Raw genomic sequence first — 16654 nt, 5'->3', positions numbered from 1 at the left:
TCATGTTCCTTTTCGTTGTCTGCTCCGCCATCGCAACCCGACCCACCTGAGCGCCATAACGCCGATCAGAAACAAGCCCCAGACTGCGGTTGAAAGATGTTGGTTTGCCCCGATCAGGTTCAGACCTGATGACAGCGCCTGAAGGATTATCAGGGCAACGGCCACGGGGAGGACGCGGCCGAAGCCACCGAAGGGATCGATGCCTCCCAGAAAACATGCCAGAACCGTAACAAGCAAAAGAGCCTCGCCATGGCCGACACGAACCGAGTTGAAACGTGCCGCCATCACGATCCCGGCAATCGCGCAAATTACGCCCGAGATGGCATAGATCGTGACCAGGGTTTTGCGGGTATGGATGCCGGAATATTCGGAGGCCTTGATGTTCGAGCCGACCATATAGACCGAAAACCCATGCCGCGTGCGCTTCAACATGATGTGCCAGACGATCGCGGCGAGTATGAAGATGATCATTGGAACCGGAATACCGGCAATGCTGCCGTGACCGAGGATGTTCACGAATTCCGGGAACCCTGAAATGTCGCCGCCTCTTGTGAGGAACTCTCCCAGCCCGCGCAGAAAAATCATCATGGCAAGCGAAACAAGAATAGGATGTGCGCCCACATAGGCAACGACTGCCCCCATGACGGCGCCAGACAAGGCGCCGGCAAGTACGGCAAGCGTGACACCAAGGATAAAAGCACCGATGCCCGCATCGGGTCCGCCGAACTGGATCAACGTCCATGCAAGAGCCAGGCCGGAAATGTTGGCCTGGTAGATGATCGCCAGGTTCAGACCGCCTGATAGAATGGGTACCAGCATGGCCAGTGTCAGCAGACCCAGCACTGGCATCTGAAATGCCATGGATCTCAGGTTTGCCCCGGTAAGAAACAACGGTGTTGCCAATGAGAATGCCAGGAACACTATTCCGAGAAAAATCAGAAGCGGCAACGTTTCTGCGCCGGCGACGGCATGAATGCGCTCTCTTAGGCTCATGTGGTGTTTTCCTTCAAGCGCGCTTCGGTGTCTCGAGACCTGTTCCAGAGTTTGAAGGACAAGTTTGAAGACGAAATCGCCACCAGGATTGTGGCACCGATAATCATCTGGAACGCGAAGGGAGATATGCCGAGAAGGTTCAATCCATTTTGTGTGATTGCCACGAACATCACACCCAATACACAGCCGACAACCGTTCCACGTCCGCCGCCAAGGCGTGCCCCGCCCAAAACGACCGCCGCCAGTACGTCCAGTTCCCGGCCGTAAAGCGCGTTGGGCACGATTTCCTGGGCGATGTTAACCTGCATTAGTCCGCCAATTCCCGCCATCATGCCGCACCAGCCGAAGGCCACGATCTGCATTTGCCAGATGTTGACGCCGGAGCGTCGCGCCCCTTCAGGATTGTCTCCGAAAGCGTAGAGTTGACGACCGAGTGTTGTCAGCCGGATCAGTGCCCATGTTGCCAGAACGCAAGCGATCATGACCGCAACAGACAGGTTCAGTTCCGACCAGCTTCCATCCGGTGCCTGGCGTTCGAAAATGAAGATGCGGTCAGTCCACCAATCGGGAAGATTGTAAATGTTTCGCCCCTTGGTGAAGAACATCAAGAGGCCGAAAAACGCGTTGAACGTCGCAATGGTGATGACGATGGATATCACGCGGAAACCATGGATTAAAAGAGCGTTGACCATCCCCAGGCCAATCCCCAACGCCGCCGCGACCAAAAAGCCGATGGCCCAACTGCCACCGCCGATCCCCATGAAAATCTGTGCCGCGACGTATTGGACAACCGAGGCAGCGACCGCGAACGAGATGTCGATGCCTCCCGCAATCAGAACCACGAGAAGGCCGACGGCCCAGATCAGATTGACGGCGTTGTTGTTCAGAAGCGAAGTGATATTGCCGAGTGTCAGGAATGTGTCTGTTGCCAGCGAGAGGCCGAGGATCATCAAAAAAAGGACAACCGAAAGGCGGGCTTCAACAGGGTATATGCGGAAGAGGTCACGCATAGATGAGCGCCTCCAGGTCTTGCACACTGGTAGCGTGAGGATCGTATTCTCCCACAATCTTGCCGTCGGCCATGTGCAAAACGCGGTCTGCGTTGAACATGACTTCGCTCACCTCGTCAGAGATCAACAGTATCGCAAGACCCTCATCTGCGAGCCTTCGAACAATACGAAATATTCCTGCCCGTGCCCCCACATCGACACCGACAGTCGGGCTGTCGAGGATCAGGAGGCGCGGTTCGGTCGCCAGCCATTTGGCGAGTACGACCCGCTGCTGGTTGCCGCCCGAAAGGGTCGAGACAGCGTCGTCCGGTTTTCCGATCTTGACGGCCAGCTCTTCGATCCAGTGCCGCACCAGCCGTGATTGTCGCGCTGGAGAGATCAAGCCAAATGCACCGAGAATGCGATCAAGCACCGAAATGACGGTGTTGTCGGCAATTGATTGCGGCTGGATCAGCCCCAGAGACAATCGATCTTCCGATACATAGGCCACACCGCGTGCGATTGCGTCGCGGATCGACCGGAGGCGGATTGGGGATCCCCCAAGACGGATTTCGCCTTTGTCGGGTGCATTCATACCAATCAGGGCATGTGCCAGTTCACTCCGACCGGCTCCGATCAACCCTGTGAGGCCGAGCACTTCTCCCTGTCGAATTATAAGATCTATATCCTTGAACTCGTCATGGCGTGAAAGGGCTTTGACTTCCAAAACAGGTAGGGCGGTCGACCGGTCTTGTGCCCGGACGACATTTTCCAACTGAGCTCCGGTCATCAGTTCTCCAAGGCGATACTGGGTCATGCCATCAGTCGGATAAACGCCTACAAGCTTGCCATCGCGCAGGACGGTTACTCTTTCAGAAATGTCGATCACCTCTGCCAACCTGTGACTGACGAAAACCACAGCGACACCTTGCGCGGAAAGCGTACGCACAACTTTCAAAAGCGCGTCGGTCTCGCTTTGCGTCAGGGACGCGGTCGGCTCGTCCATGAAGACAAGCCGGGCATCGCCCATCAATGCTCTGGCAATTGCAACAACTTGGCGTTGTGCAATCGGCAGGTCGCCAAGCCGAGTGTCCAGGTCAAGTGACACATTCAGCCGGTCCAGAACCTTTCTGACGCGGCCCTTGTAGCGCCCACCGAAGGCAAGGCGAGGCGCCACACCCACCATCTCGTCGAACGCAATGTTTTCAGCAACGGTCATGTGCGGAAAAAGGGCAAGGTCTTGCCAGATTACGGCAATCCCGAGGGCTCTGGCCTTGGTTGGCGAGGTTGTGCCGACGCGTTCGCCAAACAGCTCGATTTCGCCGCCCGCATCGGGGGTGTATACACCGGTCACGATCTTGATCAGCGTCGACTTTCCGCAGCCGTTTTCACCGGCAAGGCAGTGGACCTCACCCGCACGCACCTCGAAATCGACAGACTGCAGGGCTTTCACGCCGCCGAAGGTCTTCGAAACGGAACGAAGCCGCAGCGCGTGGGCTGTATCGGAAACTGTTGTCATGATTGTTTTCAGCGCCTGACGGGGAACCCGCTTTGCGCGGGGTCCCCAGGTTCAGCGTCAAAAGGTCTTAAAGACCCTTAGCGGCCAGCTCATCCACGGTGCTTTTGTTGATCTCAAGCAGGTTGTCCGTGATGATGTTGCGGGTTTCCGCGTCGGGCTCAACAACGCCGAGGCCTTCGATTTCGGTGCCACTGGCGATTTCGTCACCGTTGACCAGCATATTGCCCATCGTGACAAACACTCGACCGGCTTCAGCCGGATTCCACATGAAACCGCCTGAGATTACGTCGTCCTTGAGGAGTTTCTGGCCCTGGCCGGGCGAGAACGGTCCCATGACATGGACCTTGCCGCCCAGTCGACGCTCCTCGATGGCCCGACCTGCGCCAATGGGCCCCTGGCTGCCAAAGGCAAGGAAGCCACGCAGATCCGGGTTGGCCGCGATCAGGTCGAGTGCCGTCGAGCGGCTGTCATCGACACTTTCAGCCACGCCGTAACGGTCACCGACCGGCTGCAGCTTGTCTGCGCAGTTTTCGGCGATCCACTTGATTCCGGCATCGGCCCAAGCATTGTGGAGGGGGACGGTGAGGGATCCGACATATACTGCGTATGTGCCTGGCTCATTTGTCTTTTCGCACAAGAGTTTGGCATGGGCCTCACCAAAACCGTCTGCCGATGCCAGCTCGAAGTTCCAGTCGACATTGTTCAGGCCGGGTCCCTCATGCGCGACAACCTTGATACCGGCATCCATTGCTTTTTTCAGAACCGGCTCAAGTGCGGCTTCGTCGTTCGGCACCACGCCGATGACATCGACACCCTTGGCGATAAGATCCTCGATAGCACGGACTTGCAGCGCCGGGTCAGCCGAGGTTGGCCCGATCATTTCCGCACTGACACCAAGTTCTGCTGCGCGCTCTTTGATGCCTTCTTCCATTGCGTTGAACCAGGGGATGCCACCGATCTTGACGACGATACCCATCGAAGTTTCTGCATTGGCAGTGCTTGCGCAGGCCACCAAGGCAATCGCTGCTGTGACGTACTTTAGTTTGTTCATGTTTTCCTCCCATGCGCGGCACGCGGGTACCGCAAAGTCATCCGGTCCAATCCGATTGGGCCAGAGCTCGACTGGGCAAAAAACAAGTTGCTCAATCGATGTAGCAATGTTAGGCAGAAAGAAAAGTTCAGTCAAGCTGCTCGTGACGCAATAATTGAAGGGCACTGTCGCGTGAAATCCAGGCAGAAGAGCACGATCTACGACATCGCACAGAAAGCCGGCGCCTCTCCGTCAGCGGTGTCTGCAGCTTTGAATGGCAAATGGAAACAGCGACGACTGAAGAAAGAAACAGTCGACAGGATCCAGCGGATCGCGCAGGAAGAGGGCTATATGGCCAACCTTCAGGCGCGCGGGTTGCGGAAAGCGGAGTCCGGGCTTGCCGGCATGGTTTTGCCGGACCATGAAAACCGGTTTTTTGCAGAGCTTAGTCAGCAATTTGCGAAAGAGGCGCATGCGCGCGGTCTATGCCCGGCAATTGTGCATGCGGGACGTGATGCGGACGCTCAGCTCACATCAGTCGAAAGCCTGATTGCCTATTCTGTCGACCTGCTGATGATCGCAGGTGCGACTGAACCTCTGAGCTTGGCCAGTGCCTGCAGCAAGGCACGCATAAGACATGTTTTTGTCGACCATCCCTGCAGCGAAGCGCCCTCCATTGTCACCGACAACACGGGTGGTGCTGCAATGCTCACGAAGACGCTTCTGGATGAGATGGACATGCCATCGGAAACCGATCCGACGACGTGGCTCTATTTTCTCGGTGGTGAATCGAGCCTTCCTGCTTCGGCAGACCGTATCCATGGGTTCCGCCAGCAAGCTGAAGCAGCGAAAGTTCTGTTTGATCCGGGCCAGATTTTGGCCTGCGGCTATGAAAGCGAAAAGGCCGAGGAGGCACTTTCCGATCTCTATTCGAGGCTCGGGCAATTGCCTGCAGGTCTTTTTGTCAATTCGATCGGCTGTTTTGAAGGAGTTCTGCGTTTTCTCTCGCGCTTGCCGGAGGGGGATATCTCTCGATCCACGTTCGGCTGTTTTGACCACGACCCTTTCGCAACACTGTCGCGGTTTCCGCTGCGCATGGTCCGCCAGCGCGCAGACCTTATGGTGGAGGAAGCTTTTCGTCAGTTGGACAAAGGAACTTCCGAAGCGTGTTTGATCCGGGTCGCGCCAGATCTGGTCTGACATCACACGAACTGTAACCTCTTGGCCGAAATGCCGTAAAGACAAGCGGAAGAGGGGAGCGCCCCAGCGGGTTCCCTGAATTGGTGCAATCTAATCAAAAAGGTCAGGTCTCGACTGCCTGAGCGGTTCGAGTCGCGCCACAAGATCGCGCAGATGTTTCAGCATCGCGTTGCGGGCCTTTTCAGGGTCTCGTTGCTGTATTGCTTCGATGATCTGACAGTGTTCGTCAAATGCCTGGCGCGAGCGGCCCGGGATCGGCAGCAGCAAGCGGCGTGCGCGATTGACCTGAACCCATCCGGAAGCTGCAATCGCATTCAGTTTCGGATAGCCGGTAAATTCGAAAATCAGATCATGCATCTGCTGGTCTTCCCGGTAAAAACCAGCTTCATCCCTGTCTTCCAGACAAAGTGACTGAAGGCGGAGATTTCTGTTCAGCTCCGAGAGTTGTTCCTCGGTTCGGCTGGCGGCAACGCGCGCAACGGCGGCGAGTTCTATCGCTTCGCGCAGGAATGCACCTTCGCGAATTTCAGGCATGGAAAACCGGGTGACGCGCGAGCCGGATTGGGGCACCACCTCCACCAGCCCTTCACCGGCGAGCCTGGTAATCGCTTCGGTCACAGGTGACCTGGAAACGCCAAGCTGCGCGCAAATTTCCGGTTTTTTCAACAGCGTGTCGGGCGGCAGCTCCATGGCCAGTATGGCAGTGCGCAGGGCTTCATAAACGCGCTGGGCCAATGAACCTCTGAGCTTTCTGATATCGGGCAGGATGTAAGGCGGCAGGTCGCGTTCAGCGTTTGGGGACATGAGAGTTCCGTATTTGAATGCTAACATGTTAGTTGACGCGGCCGCTCTGTCAAGATAACCGTCAAAACCGAAAGGTGTTCACGCCTGAGAAGACTTGGAGAGACAATCGTGGCGCAAGCTCGGCCGAATACGATCCTTTTAAACGCCCAGGACACCGTCGTTGTTGCCCTGCAGGACATTGAAGCGGGGAATTTGGCAACACATGTCGACAAACCGCTGCCTGGTCAGATTAAGCAGGGGCACAAGATTGCCTGCAAGGATATTTCTTCGGGTGACCACATCATCCGCTATGGCCAGATCATCGGGCAGGCAACGCGGGATATCCGAACCGGCGAACATGTGCACACCCATAATCTTGGAATGGGTCAGCACAATCGAGACTACCAGCACGCAGAAGCGTCACAGCCGCTCCCTGCCGCAAGCAGCGAGCGGTCGTTCATGGGATACCGGCGCTCGACAGGCAAGGTCGGCACACGCAACTATATTGGCATACTGACATCGGTGAACTGCTCAGGGTCGGTCGCAAGGTTCATAGCCGAGGCGGCCGAAAAGTCCGGATTGCTGGACGCCTACCCGAATGTCGATGGCATCGTGCCGATTGTGCACGGTACCGGTTGTGGCATGTCTTCACGCGATGAAGGCTATGCAACCTTGTTCCGCACCCTTTCTGGCTACGCCCAGCATCCGAATTTCGCGGCAATTCTTTTGATCGGTCTGGGCTGTGAAGTGATGCAGATCGCTGACCTGATCGGTGATCGGAAAATACGGACGGGTGGCGATCTCCGTTACATGACCATTCAACAGAGCGGCGGAACCCGAAAGACCATCGAAGCAGGGCTAGCCGAATTGAAGGCGCTCGCCGGACTTGCCAACGAGGCCGTTCGCTCGCCTGCTCCGATTTCAGAGATAACCGTTGGTATGCAATGCGGTGGATCGGATGGCTATTCCGGCATAACGGCCAACCCGGCACTCGGGCTGGCCTCCGATATGCTGGTGCGCCATGGCGGTACGACGATCTTGTCGGAAACGTCGGAGATTTACGGTGCGGAGCATCTTTTGACGCGTCGGGCCGTCTCCGTCGATGTCGGCGAAAAGCTGATTGAACGCGTGCGCTGGTGGGAAGACTATACAGCCAGAAACGGTGGTGAAATGGACAACAATCCGTCGCCTGGCAACAAACGCGGCGGGCTGACGACCATCCTTGAAAAGTCGCTCGGCGCTGCAGCCAAGGGGGGAGCGGCCCCCCTGGTCGATGTCTACAAGTTCGGTGAGAGCATCGACAAGAAGGGCTTTGTCTTCATGGATAGCCCTGGATTTGACCCCTGTTCGGTGACGGGGCAAATCGCATCGGGTGCGAACATCATCGTCTTTACCACCGGTCGGGGCTCTGTTTCCGGGTATATGCCCACGCCCTGCATCAAACTGGCGACAAACAGCGAGATGTATGGCCGGATGTCTGAAGACATGGACATCAATTGTGGTGACATCGTTTCTGAAAATGTCAGTCTGGAGACCAAGGGGGACGAGATCTTCGAAACGATCATAAGGGTTGCTTCAGGCGAAAGGTCGAAAAGCGAAGAACTTGGATTTGGTGGTGTCGAATTCGTTCCCTGGCAGATCGGTGCCGTGATGTAGTCACATCACTTGGTAATCCAGGGAAAACCGGGTCAAAGGTCGCTCAATTTCGCTGGATACAAAGTATCTAGCCTGCCGCCTTGTGACTTTGCCTGCCGGAAAATCGGCTGAGAAGAACCGCAACGTTCTTGACCTGAAACTTCTTCAAGAGGCGGGCGCGAACATCTTCGACAGTTCGGGGTGAGAGGCCCAGAACCTGCGCCATTTCCTTGCTCGTCTGACCTTGTGACAGGAGCAGCAGAACGTCGCGTTCCCGAGGCGTCAGCTGTGGTCCGTTTGGTGTGTTGTCGATGAGTGCGAAGCTCAAGACGATGCGAGCGAGAGGGGTCTCCGGTGTCAGTGTTCGGGCACGAAATCGGCACCAGATGGCTGAGCCGTCCGCGCGGCGCATCAATCGCTCATCCGTATAAGGCAGGGACCGGCGCAAGGGTTCAAGCCCGATGTCTCTGATCTGATGAAACTCCTGATCCGTTCCATAAAGCAGACGGAAACTTTGTCCGACCAGATCTGGTTTTTGATAGCCGAACATGTGGGCAAATGTGTCGTTGCATGTGCGGATAACGCGGTGCTCCGTCAAGGCCAGACCCATTGGGGCACAATCGAAGGCGAGTTCATCAAGAAGGTTCATGGTTACCGTGTTCCTACGGTATTGGCACCGTAGTCAGACGATAGCATAGTAAAACTTTACAGGACCAGCAAAGGATGAACCCTGAATGCCGTTGCCGGATCAGCTGAACGCGGAAATCGATGCCAGACGTGAAGATCTGATTGCATTGACCCAGGATCTGCTGCGTATACCGACGCTGAACCCGCCTGGCGAAAACTATCTGGAAATTTGCGAATACCTTTCTAACCGATTGAGAGGTTCTGGATTTACGGTCGAGTTGATCCGTGCGCATGGAACTCCAGGCGACAGCGAGAAGTATCCACGCTGGAACATGATTGCGCGTCGCGAGGGGAAGCGTCCTGGCGAATGCGTTCATTTCAACAGCCACATCGATGTCGTGGATGTCGGGCACGGGTGGACCAGAGACCCGTTCGGCGGCGAACTCGTCGATGGAAAAATCTACGGGCGTGGAGCCTGCGACATGAAAGGAGGGCTGGCCGCAAGCATTGTTGCGGCGGAGGCTTTCCTGGCAGTTAGCCCCGACTTTTCAGGCTCAATTGAAATCAGTGGAACAGCGGATGAAGAATCCGGTGGCTATGGGGGCGTCGCTTATTTGGCTGAAAAGGGATATTTCAGCCCAGAACGCGTTCAGCACGTGATTATTCCAGAGCCGCTCAACAAGGATCGCATTTGCCTTGGGCATCGGGGCGTGTGGTGGGCGGAGATCGAAACGCACGGCGAGATCGCACATGGATCGATGCCGTTTCTCGGCGACTGTGCCGTCCGGCATATGGGCGCTGTCCTGGAGGAGATGGAAGAGAACCTCTTTCCTGCTCTTGCCCAGAAACGAACCGATATGCCGGTAGTTCCCGAAGGGGCGCGGCAATCGACTCTCAACATAAATTCCATCCATGGTGGTCAGTCAGAAGGTGACGAAGATTTCACGGGCCTTCCGAGCCCATGTGTGCCGGACAGTTGCCGCGTAGTGATAGATCGTCGTTTTTTGCTTGAAGAAAATATTGAAGATGTTCAGGCTGAGATCAGAGACCTACTTGAAGGCGTTGAAAAGAAAAGAGAAAACTTTCGATATGACTTGAAAGAGTTGCATCGTGTTCTGCCGACAATGACCGACAAGGACGCACCTGTGGTCAAGACGGTCGCAAAGGCGATCGCGCAGACAATGGGGAAGGAAGCGGAATATGTCGTAAGTCCAGGAACTTACGATCAAAAACACATTGACCGGATCGGCAAATTGAAAAACTGCATTGCCTATGGGCCCGGAATATTGGATTTGGCGCACAAGCCGGATGAATATGTAGGCGTGGAAGATATGCTCGATTCAGCAAAGGTTATGGGCCTTTCGCTGTTGGAGCTTCTTGCAAGGCCGTAACGTTCGTTGCGGCACTGAAAAAGGGGAGAGCTATGCGTTTGACGAAGTTAGGGAGTGGACTGATCAGCGTCCTGGCATTGGCCGCGGGTATTTCCATGGCACATGCCAAGAGCGACATCGTCGTTGCCATGCAACTGGAGCCGCCGCATCTGGACCCGACCAGTGCTGCTGCCGGAGCAATCGATTCCGTTCTTTATTCCAATGTCTTCGAGGGGCTTACGCGCTTCGGACCGGATGGTTCGGTCAACCCGGGGCTGGCGGAAAGCTGGAGCATCTCCGAAGACGGCAAGACCTATACGTTCAAACTTCATGAGGGTGTGAAGTTCCATGACGGGTCCGACTTGACTGCCGAGGATGTCAAATTCAGTCTGGACCGTGCTCGCGGTGAAGACAGTGCAAATGCTCAAAAGGCTCTTTTCGCCGGCATCGAAAGTGTCGAGGCCGTCGACCCGACCACGGTCAAGGTCGCGCTGAAGGAACCCAACGGGAGTTTGCTGTTCAATTTGGCATGGGGTGACGCGGTCATCGTTGCGCCTGAAACCATTGCCGACATCAAGTCCAAGCCGATCGGGACCGGTGCATTCAAGTTTTCCAACTGGGTCCAGGGTGACAGGATCGATCTGGAGAAAAACGCAGACTATTGGGGAACGCCCGCCAAGCTGGACAACGTCACCTTCAAGTTTATTTCGGACCCGACTGCAGCTTTCGCAGCCGTCATGGCGGAAGATGTGAATGCGTTTGTGGGTTTCCCGGCGCCTGAAAATTTGCCGCAATTCGAAGCCGATCCAAGGTTTCAGGTGCTGGTGGGTTCGACGGAAGGTGAAACCATTTTGTCGACCAACAACAAGCAACCGCCACTCGACAACCCCAAGGTTCGCAAGGCCATTGCCCACGCAATCGACCGGCAGGCGATCATTGATGGCGCCATGTTCGGCTACGGAACGCCGATCGGCACGCACTTCGCCCCCCATAATCCGGACTATGTCGATCTGACAGGCCTGAGCATGTACGATCCGGAGTTGTCTAAAGAGCTTCTGGCGGAGGCGGGACTGGCTGACGGCTTCACCACGACACTCAAGTTGCCGCCGCCTTCCTATGCCCGGCGCGGCGGCGAGATCATCGCCTCTCAATTGCGCGCCGTCGGCATCGAAACCGAAATAAGCAATCTGGAATGGGCCCAGTGGCTGGAACAGGTGTTCAAGGGCAAGGATTTCGGCCTGACCATCGTCAGTCACACGGAGCCGATGGACATCGGCATCTATGCCCGTCCGGACTATTACTTCAACTATGACAATCCGGCATTCAAGGAACTGTTCGAGAAGCTGACCGTTGAAAACGATCCGGACAAACGTTCTGAGCTTTTGAAGGAAGCGCAGAAAATGATCTCCGAAGACTATGTCAACGGTTACCTGTTCCAGCTTGCATTCCCGACTGTTGCCAATGCCAAGATCATGGGACTTTGGAAAAACCAGCCCACGCAGGCAACCGACCTGACGGCAGTCTATTGGGAAGACTGATCTGACTTCGCAACGCGGGCGCTTGCACGACTGTCAAGCGCCCGTTTCCAGACACACTTTATTGCAATCGCCCCGGTTGGATGTCGCCGGTCGGCGTGTGACAGGCTCATGCTGCGGTATTTTCTGAAAAGACTGCTGTCTCTTGCGCTCAGCCTGGTCGCGGCGTCCGTGGTCATATTCCTGGCTTTGGAAGTCGTTCCCGGAGACCCGGCTGCCTACATGCTCGGATTGAATGCCCAGGAAGACACGCTGAACGCGCTTCGCGAGCAGCTTGGCCTGAACGGAACGATCCTGGAACGTTATCTCTCCTGGGCAGGAGGTCTGCTCACAGGCGATTTTGGAATTTCCTACACATATCGAACGCCTGTTTCGGAGATGATCGGAGACCGGCTTTGGGTTTCGCTGCCACTTGCACTTTACGCGCTGACTTTGAGTACGCTGATTGCGTTCCCTGCCGGTATCTGGGCAGCTTCGCGCCGTGGTTCCTACGTTGATACCGGTGTCATGGGAGCAACCCAGCTTGGTGTTGCAATTCCCAATTTCTGGTTCGCCATGCTGATGGTTCTGGTTTTTGCCATCAATTTGCGCTGGTTTTCCGCTGGTGGTTTTGCCGGATGGGAGGCAGGGTTCCTTGCCGGGATGAAATCACTGACGTTGCCGGCGATAGCCCTCGCGCTGCCTCAGGCAAGCATCCTGACCCGTGTCATGCGCTCCAGCCTGCTGGACACATTGAGCGAAGACTTTATCCGGACTGCCCGCGCTAAGGGCCTGACCCGTGCTCAGGCTATGTGGCGGCATGCGCTTCGCAATGCACTAATCCCGGTTCTGACCATCATGGGTCTGCAATTCTCGTTCTTACTCGCAGGCGCGATAATTATCGAGAACGTCTTCTATTTGCCGGGCCTGGGACGCCTCGTTTTTCAGGCGATCAGCGCGCGCGATCTTATCGTGGTCGAAAGCGTTGTGATGCTGTTGGTCTTTGCGGTGATTGTTGTGAATTTCGCCGTGGACCTTGCCTATGCGCTTGTTGATCCGCGGTTGCGGAGGCGCCGCTGAATGAGCCTTCTGTTCTACAACCGCTCGTTTTTACCCGGGATCATTCTGACAACCGTCTTTGCAGCGGCAGCGCTCATAAGCTTGGTCTGGGTTCCATACGACACGACAATTCTGAACATTGCCGAAAAATTGAAACCGCCGAACCTGGCCCACCCGCTTGGCACAGATCAGTTCGGGCGTGACATCCTCAGTATGATCATGGTGGGGGCGAGAACGTCGATTGCCGTTGCGTTGGTGGCGGTCGGCATCGGCATGATTGCCGGTGTTCCGCTTGGCCTGGCAGCTGCGGCTCGCAAGGGTGGACTGCTGGATGAAGTCATCATGCGTATGAATGATCTCGTCTTTGCGTTTCCGAGCCTATTGATTGCCGTGATGATCACCGCGGTATTCGGAGCGTCGGCGCTGAATGCCATTATTGCGATCGGTATTTTCAATATCCCGGTTTTTGCGCGGTTGACGCGCGGTGCAGCGCTCACGCTCTGGAACCGGGAATACATTCTGGCAGCCAGGGTCGCCGGAAAGGGACAGGCGCGCATCTCCGTCGAGCACATCCTGCCGAACGTTGCCAACCTTTTGATTGTGCAGGGTACCATCCAGTTTTCGCTGGGCATTCTCGCTGAAGCTGGCCTTAGCTATGTCGGCCTGGGCGCTCAGCCACCGACAGCCAGCTGGGGCCGTATGCTGGCAGACAGCCAGACGATGATATCCTTCGCACCGCATCTGGCCCTGTTTCCCGGACTGGCCATTCTTCTGACCGTGCTGGGATTGAATCTCCTGGGCGACGGCTTGCGTGATTTGCTCGACCCAAAATTGAGGAGGGCAAGAACATGAGCCTCCTCGGGATCGATCGCCTGTCGCTGAAGATCCATGGCACGCCCATCCTGAAGGACGTGTCGTTTGCCGTTGACCCCGGACGCATCCTGGGCGTGATCGGCGAGAGCGGGTCCGGCAAGTCGATGACAGCTTTCAGTGTTCTGCAGCTATTGCCGAACGGGGCAGAATGTACCGGCAACATCAGTCTTGCCGGCAAGGATATCCTGACCTGCAGCGAAACAGAACTTTGCAGCATCAGAGGCCGCGAGGTTGGTATGGTGTTCCAGGAGCCAATGACCGCCCTCAATCCACTACAGACCATCGGCGCACAAGTCGCTGAAACGATATTGGTGCATGAGAACGTGTCGAAGGCGGAAGCGATGACACGCGCGGCAAAGGCTTTGCAACGGGCAGAGCTGCCGCAGGAGAAGTTTCCTCTGTCGCGCTACCCGCATGAACTTTCCGGAGGTCAACGCCAGCGGGTTGTGATTGCTATGGCAATCGCCCTGAGACCAAAGCTGCTGATTGCCGACGAACCCACAACAGCACTCGACGTGACGACACAGGCGCAGATCCTGGATCTATTGAAGCGTCTGGTCGCGGAAGACGACATGGGCCTGATGCTGATCAGCCATGATCTGGCGGTCGTTGCCGACCTTGCCGATGACCTTGTGATCATGCAGCAGGGAGAGGTGGTGGAGAATGGTCCCGCCCGGTCTCTTTTCGGTGCCATGCAGCATCCTTATTCGAGAGCGTTGCTGGAAGCGTCGAGCCATGTACCGGACCGGCTGGGCGAAGCGCACAAGACCTCGCTTCTTCAGGTCCGCAATGTCGTGCGCGATTATCAGCAACATGTTCATGGCTGGTGGGGAGCGACAACTCATTTTCGAGCCGTCAATGATGTCAGCTTCGACATACGGCGCGGTGAAAGCCTTGGCCTTGTCGGTGAATCCGGTTGCGGAAAATCCACGCTGACCCGTGCCATTCTCGGTCTGGAAGAGGTGCAAGGCGGGGAGATTCTTTTTGATGGTCAGCCTGTGTTCACACACCATCACGCCAACAAGGATGTGCGGCGAAGGATGCAGGTGGTTTTTCAGGATCCATATGGAAGTTTCAATCCCCGTTGGCGCGTTGAGAAGCTGGTCAGCGAACCGTTTCACCTGCTTCAGACACCTCTTCACGGGCATGAACGGGAAAACGCTGTCGTGGAAGCCTTGGAAAGTGTTGGTCTCGGCGCAGAAGACCGGCACAAGTACATACACGAATTCAGCGGTGGTCAGCGGCAGCGCATCGCGATTGCACGAGCCTTGATCATCAAGCCGGACCTGATCATCCTGGATGAAGCGGTGTCCGCCCTGGACGTTTCCGTGCGTGCCCAGGTGCTCGACCTTCTTGCTGATCTCGGGGATCGCTTCAATCTGACTTATCTCTTCATCTCCCATGACTTGAGCGTCGTGCGCTCCATCACCGATCGGGTGCTGGTGATGAAGGCGGGAGAGATCGTGGAGGGCGGACCGACAGATGCGGTCTTCGATCATCCAAACCACGACTATACGAAACAGCTTGTTGCCGCGGCGCCGGTTCTGCCAGTTGGTGCCGCGTGAGGGGGAATGATGACTGAAAACCTTAATCTCTGGTTCGATCCGGAAAAGTGCCTGATCGCTGGGAGATGGATCTCCAGCGCGAGCGGCGACAGCCTTCCGCTCATGAACCCGTCAAATGGTGAACGGATAGGGGCAATCGCAAGGGGAGGGGTCCCTGACATCGATGCCGCAGTTGCAGCAGCGCACGAAGCGCGCAACGGCGAATGGGGAAAAACAACAGCCGCTGAACGCGGCCGGTTTCTGTTTCGGCTCGGCAAACTGGTCGAGGCGCGCATTGACGATCTGGCTCGCATTGAAGCACTCGATGTTGGCAAGCCGCTCAAACAGGCGCGCAATGATGCGGTCGCTCTCGCCCGTTATCTTGAGTTTTACGGCGGCGCTGCGGACAAACTCCATGGCGAGACTATCCCTTATCTGGATGGCTACACGGTCTACACCTTGCGTGAGCCCTTCGGGGTGACAGGCCATATCGTGCCATGGAATTACCCCATGCAGATCATTGGACGTTCGGTTGGTGCAGCCCTGGCTGTCGGAAATGCCTGTGTCCTGAAACCGGCGGAAGATGCTTGTCTCACGGCCTTGGCTTTTGCTGATCTTGCAAAGGAAGCCGGTCTTCCGGAAGGAGCATTGAATGTGGTGCCCGGTCTTGGGTCTGAGGCCGGAGCCGCGCTCACAGGCCACCCGGGCGTTCAACACATCAGTTTCACAGGATCTGTGGCAACGGGGGTTCATGTCCAGACGGCTGCTGCGCGAAATGTCATACCCGTAACGCTGGAACTTGGCGGTAAATCGCCCCAGATTTTCTTCGATGATGCAGATCTTGAGGCTGCCCTGCCGTTTCTTGTGAACGCAGGGATCCAAAATGCAGGCCAGACCTGTTCAGCATCTTCTCGTATTCTGGTGCATAGATCCCGCCTTGCTGAAGTCGCCGAGCGCATGGCCGAAAAATACCGGGTCCTGAAAGTCGGACCGGCATTGGCGGATCTTGATGTCGGTCCTCTGATTTCATCAAGGCAACAAGGCATCGTCTCCAGCTTTCTGGATCGCGGTGCCGATCTGGAGAAGATCGCGGAGGGCCAGTTTCTGGATGCGCCTGAAGAAGGCAATTACGTCAAGCCGACGCTCTTTGCCGGTGTCGATCCCTCTCATGTTTTGGCACGGGACGAAATCTTCGGTCCCGTCCAGGTGATCATTCCCTTCGATAGCGAAGATGAAGCGATAGCGATCGCCAACGGCACGGACTACGGCCTCGTCGCAAGTGTCTGGACACGCGATGGCGCGCGCCAGATGCGTATGGCAAAGAAAATTCGGACCGGTCAGGTGTTCATCAACAACTACGGAGCCGGTGGCGGCGTCGAACTTCCGTTCGGGGGAATGGGCAAGTCCGGCCATGGACGAGAAAAGGGGTTTGAAGCCCTTTATGGCTTCACCTCGCTCAAAACCGTCGCTGCCTACCATGGCTGAAACATGCCCCTGCAGGACATCGAACTGGAAGGA

The 16654-nt window shown here is 56.3% G+C and carries 14 protein-coding genes; 8 read left to right on the top strand and 6 right to left on the bottom strand.

Features of this window, described 5'->3' with window-relative positions; genetic code table 11:
- The 4 genes from Q0835_RS02345 to Q0835_RS02330 form a co-directional block, all read right to left on the bottom strand.
- Entirely contained in the window at positions 1–993 is a 993-nt protein-coding gene (locus tag Q0835_RS02345) for an ABC transporter permease (protein WP_298958165.1), read from the bottom strand.
- A complete protein-coding gene (locus Q0835_RS02340) occupies positions 990–2003 on the bottom strand; it encodes an ABC transporter permease (RefSeq protein WP_298958164.1) in 1014 nt (337 codons plus the stop codon). Before Q0835_RS02340 ends, Q0835_RS02345 begins: the two co-directional genes overlap by 4 nt.
- Positions 1996–3501 carry a sugar ABC transporter ATP-binding protein gene (locus tag Q0835_RS02335; protein ID WP_298958163.1) on the bottom strand — a complete coding sequence of 502 codons (1506 nt, stop codon included), beginning with the start codon at positions 3499–3501 and terminating at the stop codon, positions 1996–1998. Before Q0835_RS02335 ends, Q0835_RS02340 begins: the two co-directional genes overlap by 8 nt.
- A 67-nt stretch (positions 3502–3568) precedes the next feature.
- Positions 3569–4477, bottom strand: a complete 909-nt coding sequence (locus Q0835_RS02330; protein WP_298816343.1) for a substrate-binding domain-containing protein — start codon at positions 4475–4477, stop codon at positions 3569–3571.
- Between the two features lie 246 nt (positions 4478–4723).
- Here Q0835_RS02330 and Q0835_RS02325 point away from each other — a divergent pair, with 246 nt between their 5' ends.
- On the top strand, positions 4724–5731 hold the full coding sequence (locus Q0835_RS02325) for a LacI family DNA-binding transcriptional regulator (protein WP_298816211.1): 1008 nt from the start codon (positions 4724–4726) through the stop codon (positions 5729–5731).
- A gap of 90 nt (positions 5732–5821) precedes the next feature.
- Here the strand turns inward: Q0835_RS02325 and Q0835_RS02320 are convergent, their stop codons facing one another.
- Positions 5822–6535, bottom strand: coding sequence for a GntR family transcriptional regulator (locus Q0835_RS02320; protein WP_298958162.1), 714 nt, complete (start codon positions 6533–6535; stop codon positions 5822–5824).
- A 108-nt stretch (positions 6536–6643) separates the two neighbouring features.
- Between Q0835_RS02320 and Q0835_RS02315 the strand changes: the two genes are divergently transcribed.
- Positions 6644–8170 carry an altronate dehydratase family protein gene (locus Q0835_RS02315; RefSeq protein ID WP_298958161.1) on the top strand — a complete coding sequence of 509 codons (1527 nt, stop codon included), beginning with the start codon at positions 6644–6646 and terminating at the stop codon, positions 8168–8170.
- A gap of 67 nt (positions 8171–8237) precedes the next feature.
- Here Q0835_RS02315 and Q0835_RS02310 read toward each other — a convergent pair whose 3' ends face one another.
- A complete protein-coding gene (locus Q0835_RS02310) occupies positions 8238–8798 on the bottom strand; it encodes a PAS and helix-turn-helix domain-containing protein (protein ID WP_298816217.1) in 561 nt (186 codons plus the stop codon).
- Positions 8799–8883: 85 nt separating this feature from the next.
- Here Q0835_RS02310 and Q0835_RS02305 point away from each other — a divergent pair, with 85 nt between their 5' ends.
- The 6 genes from Q0835_RS02305 (at position 8884) to Q0835_RS02280 (ending at position 16621) form a co-directional block, all read left to right on the top strand.
- Positions 8884–10167: an acetylornithine deacetylase/succinyl-diaminopimelate desuccinylase family protein gene (locus tag Q0835_RS02305; protein WP_298958160.1), complete on the top strand. Its 1284-nt coding sequence runs from the start codon at positions 8884–8886 to the stop codon at positions 10165–10167.
- A gap of 32 nt (positions 10168–10199) precedes the next feature.
- Positions 10200–11684 (top strand): ABC transporter substrate-binding protein, encoded by a 1485-nt coding sequence (locus Q0835_RS02300; protein WP_298958159.1) that lies wholly within the window; start codon positions 10200–10202, stop codon positions 11682–11684.
- Between the two features lie 108 nt (positions 11685–11792).
- Positions 11793–12740 (top strand): ABC transporter permease, encoded by a 948-nt coding sequence (locus Q0835_RS02295; RefSeq protein ID WP_298958158.1) that lies wholly within the window; start codon positions 11793–11795, stop codon positions 12738–12740.
- Complete coding sequence (locus Q0835_RS02290) at positions 12741–13571, top strand: ABC transporter permease (protein WP_298958157.1); 831 nt, start codon at positions 12741–12743, stop codon at positions 13569–13571.
- Positions 13568–15157, top strand: coding sequence for a dipeptide ABC transporter ATP-binding protein (locus Q0835_RS02285; RefSeq protein WP_298958156.1), 1590 nt, complete (start codon positions 13568–13570; stop codon positions 15155–15157). Before Q0835_RS02290 ends, Q0835_RS02285 begins: the two co-directional genes overlap by 4 nt.
- A gap of 9 nt (positions 15158–15166) precedes the next feature.
- Positions 15167–16621 (top strand): aldehyde dehydrogenase family protein, encoded by a 1455-nt coding sequence (locus Q0835_RS02280; protein ID WP_298958155.1) that lies wholly within the window; start codon positions 15167–15169, stop codon positions 16619–16621.
- Positions 16622–16654 lie beyond the last annotated feature (33 nt).

Source organism: uncultured Roseibium sp. (assembly GCF_947499295.1).
Lineage (GTDB): Bacteria > Pseudomonadota > Alphaproteobacteria > Rhizobiales > Stappiaceae > Roseibium.
Note: the sequence above shows the minus strand (reverse complement) of the source record. Positions and strands in the feature narration are given on the sequence as shown.

Bases quoted from the DNA above. Each gene is read 5' to 3' on its own strand.
- Q0835_RS02340 (WP_298958164.1), bottom strand. From the start codon at position 2,003: ATGCGTGACCTCTTCCGCATATACCCTGTTGAAGCCCGCCTTTCGGTT.
- Q0835_RS02310 (WP_298816217.1), bottom strand. From the start codon at position 8,798: ATGAACCTTCTTGATGAACTCGCCTTCGATTGTGCCCCAATGGGTCTG.
- Q0835_RS02305 (WP_298958160.1), top strand. From the start codon at position 8,884: ATGCCGTTGCCGGATCAGCTGAACGCGGAAATCGATGCCAGACGTGAA.
- Q0835_RS02345 (WP_298958165.1), bottom strand. From the start codon at position 993: ATGAGCCTAAGAGAGCGCATTCATGCCGTCGCCGGCGCAGAAACGTTG.
- Q0835_RS02330 (WP_298816343.1), bottom strand. From the start codon at position 4,477: ATGGGTATCGTCGTCAAGATCGGTGGCATCCCCTGGTTCAACGCAATG.
- Q0835_RS02300 (WP_298958159.1), top strand. From the start codon at position 10,200: ATGCGTTTGACGAAGTTAGGGAGTGGACTGATCAGCGTCCTGGCATTG.
- Q0835_RS02280 (WP_298958155.1), top strand. From the start codon at position 15,167: ATGACTGAAAACCTTAATCTCTGGTTCGATCCGGAAAAGTGCCTGATC.
- Q0835_RS02295 (WP_298958158.1), top strand. From the start codon at position 11,793: ATGCTGCGGTATTTTCTGAAAAGACTGCTGTCTCTTGCGCTCAGCCTG.
- Q0835_RS02335 (WP_298958163.1), bottom strand. From the start codon at position 3,501: ATGACAACAGTTTCCGATACAGCCCACGCGCTGCGGCTTCGTTCCGTT.
- Q0835_RS02285 (WP_298958156.1), top strand. From the start codon at position 13,568: ATGAGCCTCCTCGGGATCGATCGCCTGTCGCTGAAGATCCATGGCACG.
- Q0835_RS02320 (WP_298958162.1), bottom strand. From the start codon at position 6,535: ATGTCCCCAAACGCTGAACGCGACCTGCCGCCTTACATCCTGCCCGAT.
- Q0835_RS02290 (WP_298958157.1), top strand. From the start codon at position 12,741: ATGAGCCTTCTGTTCTACAACCGCTCGTTTTTACCCGGGATCATTCTG.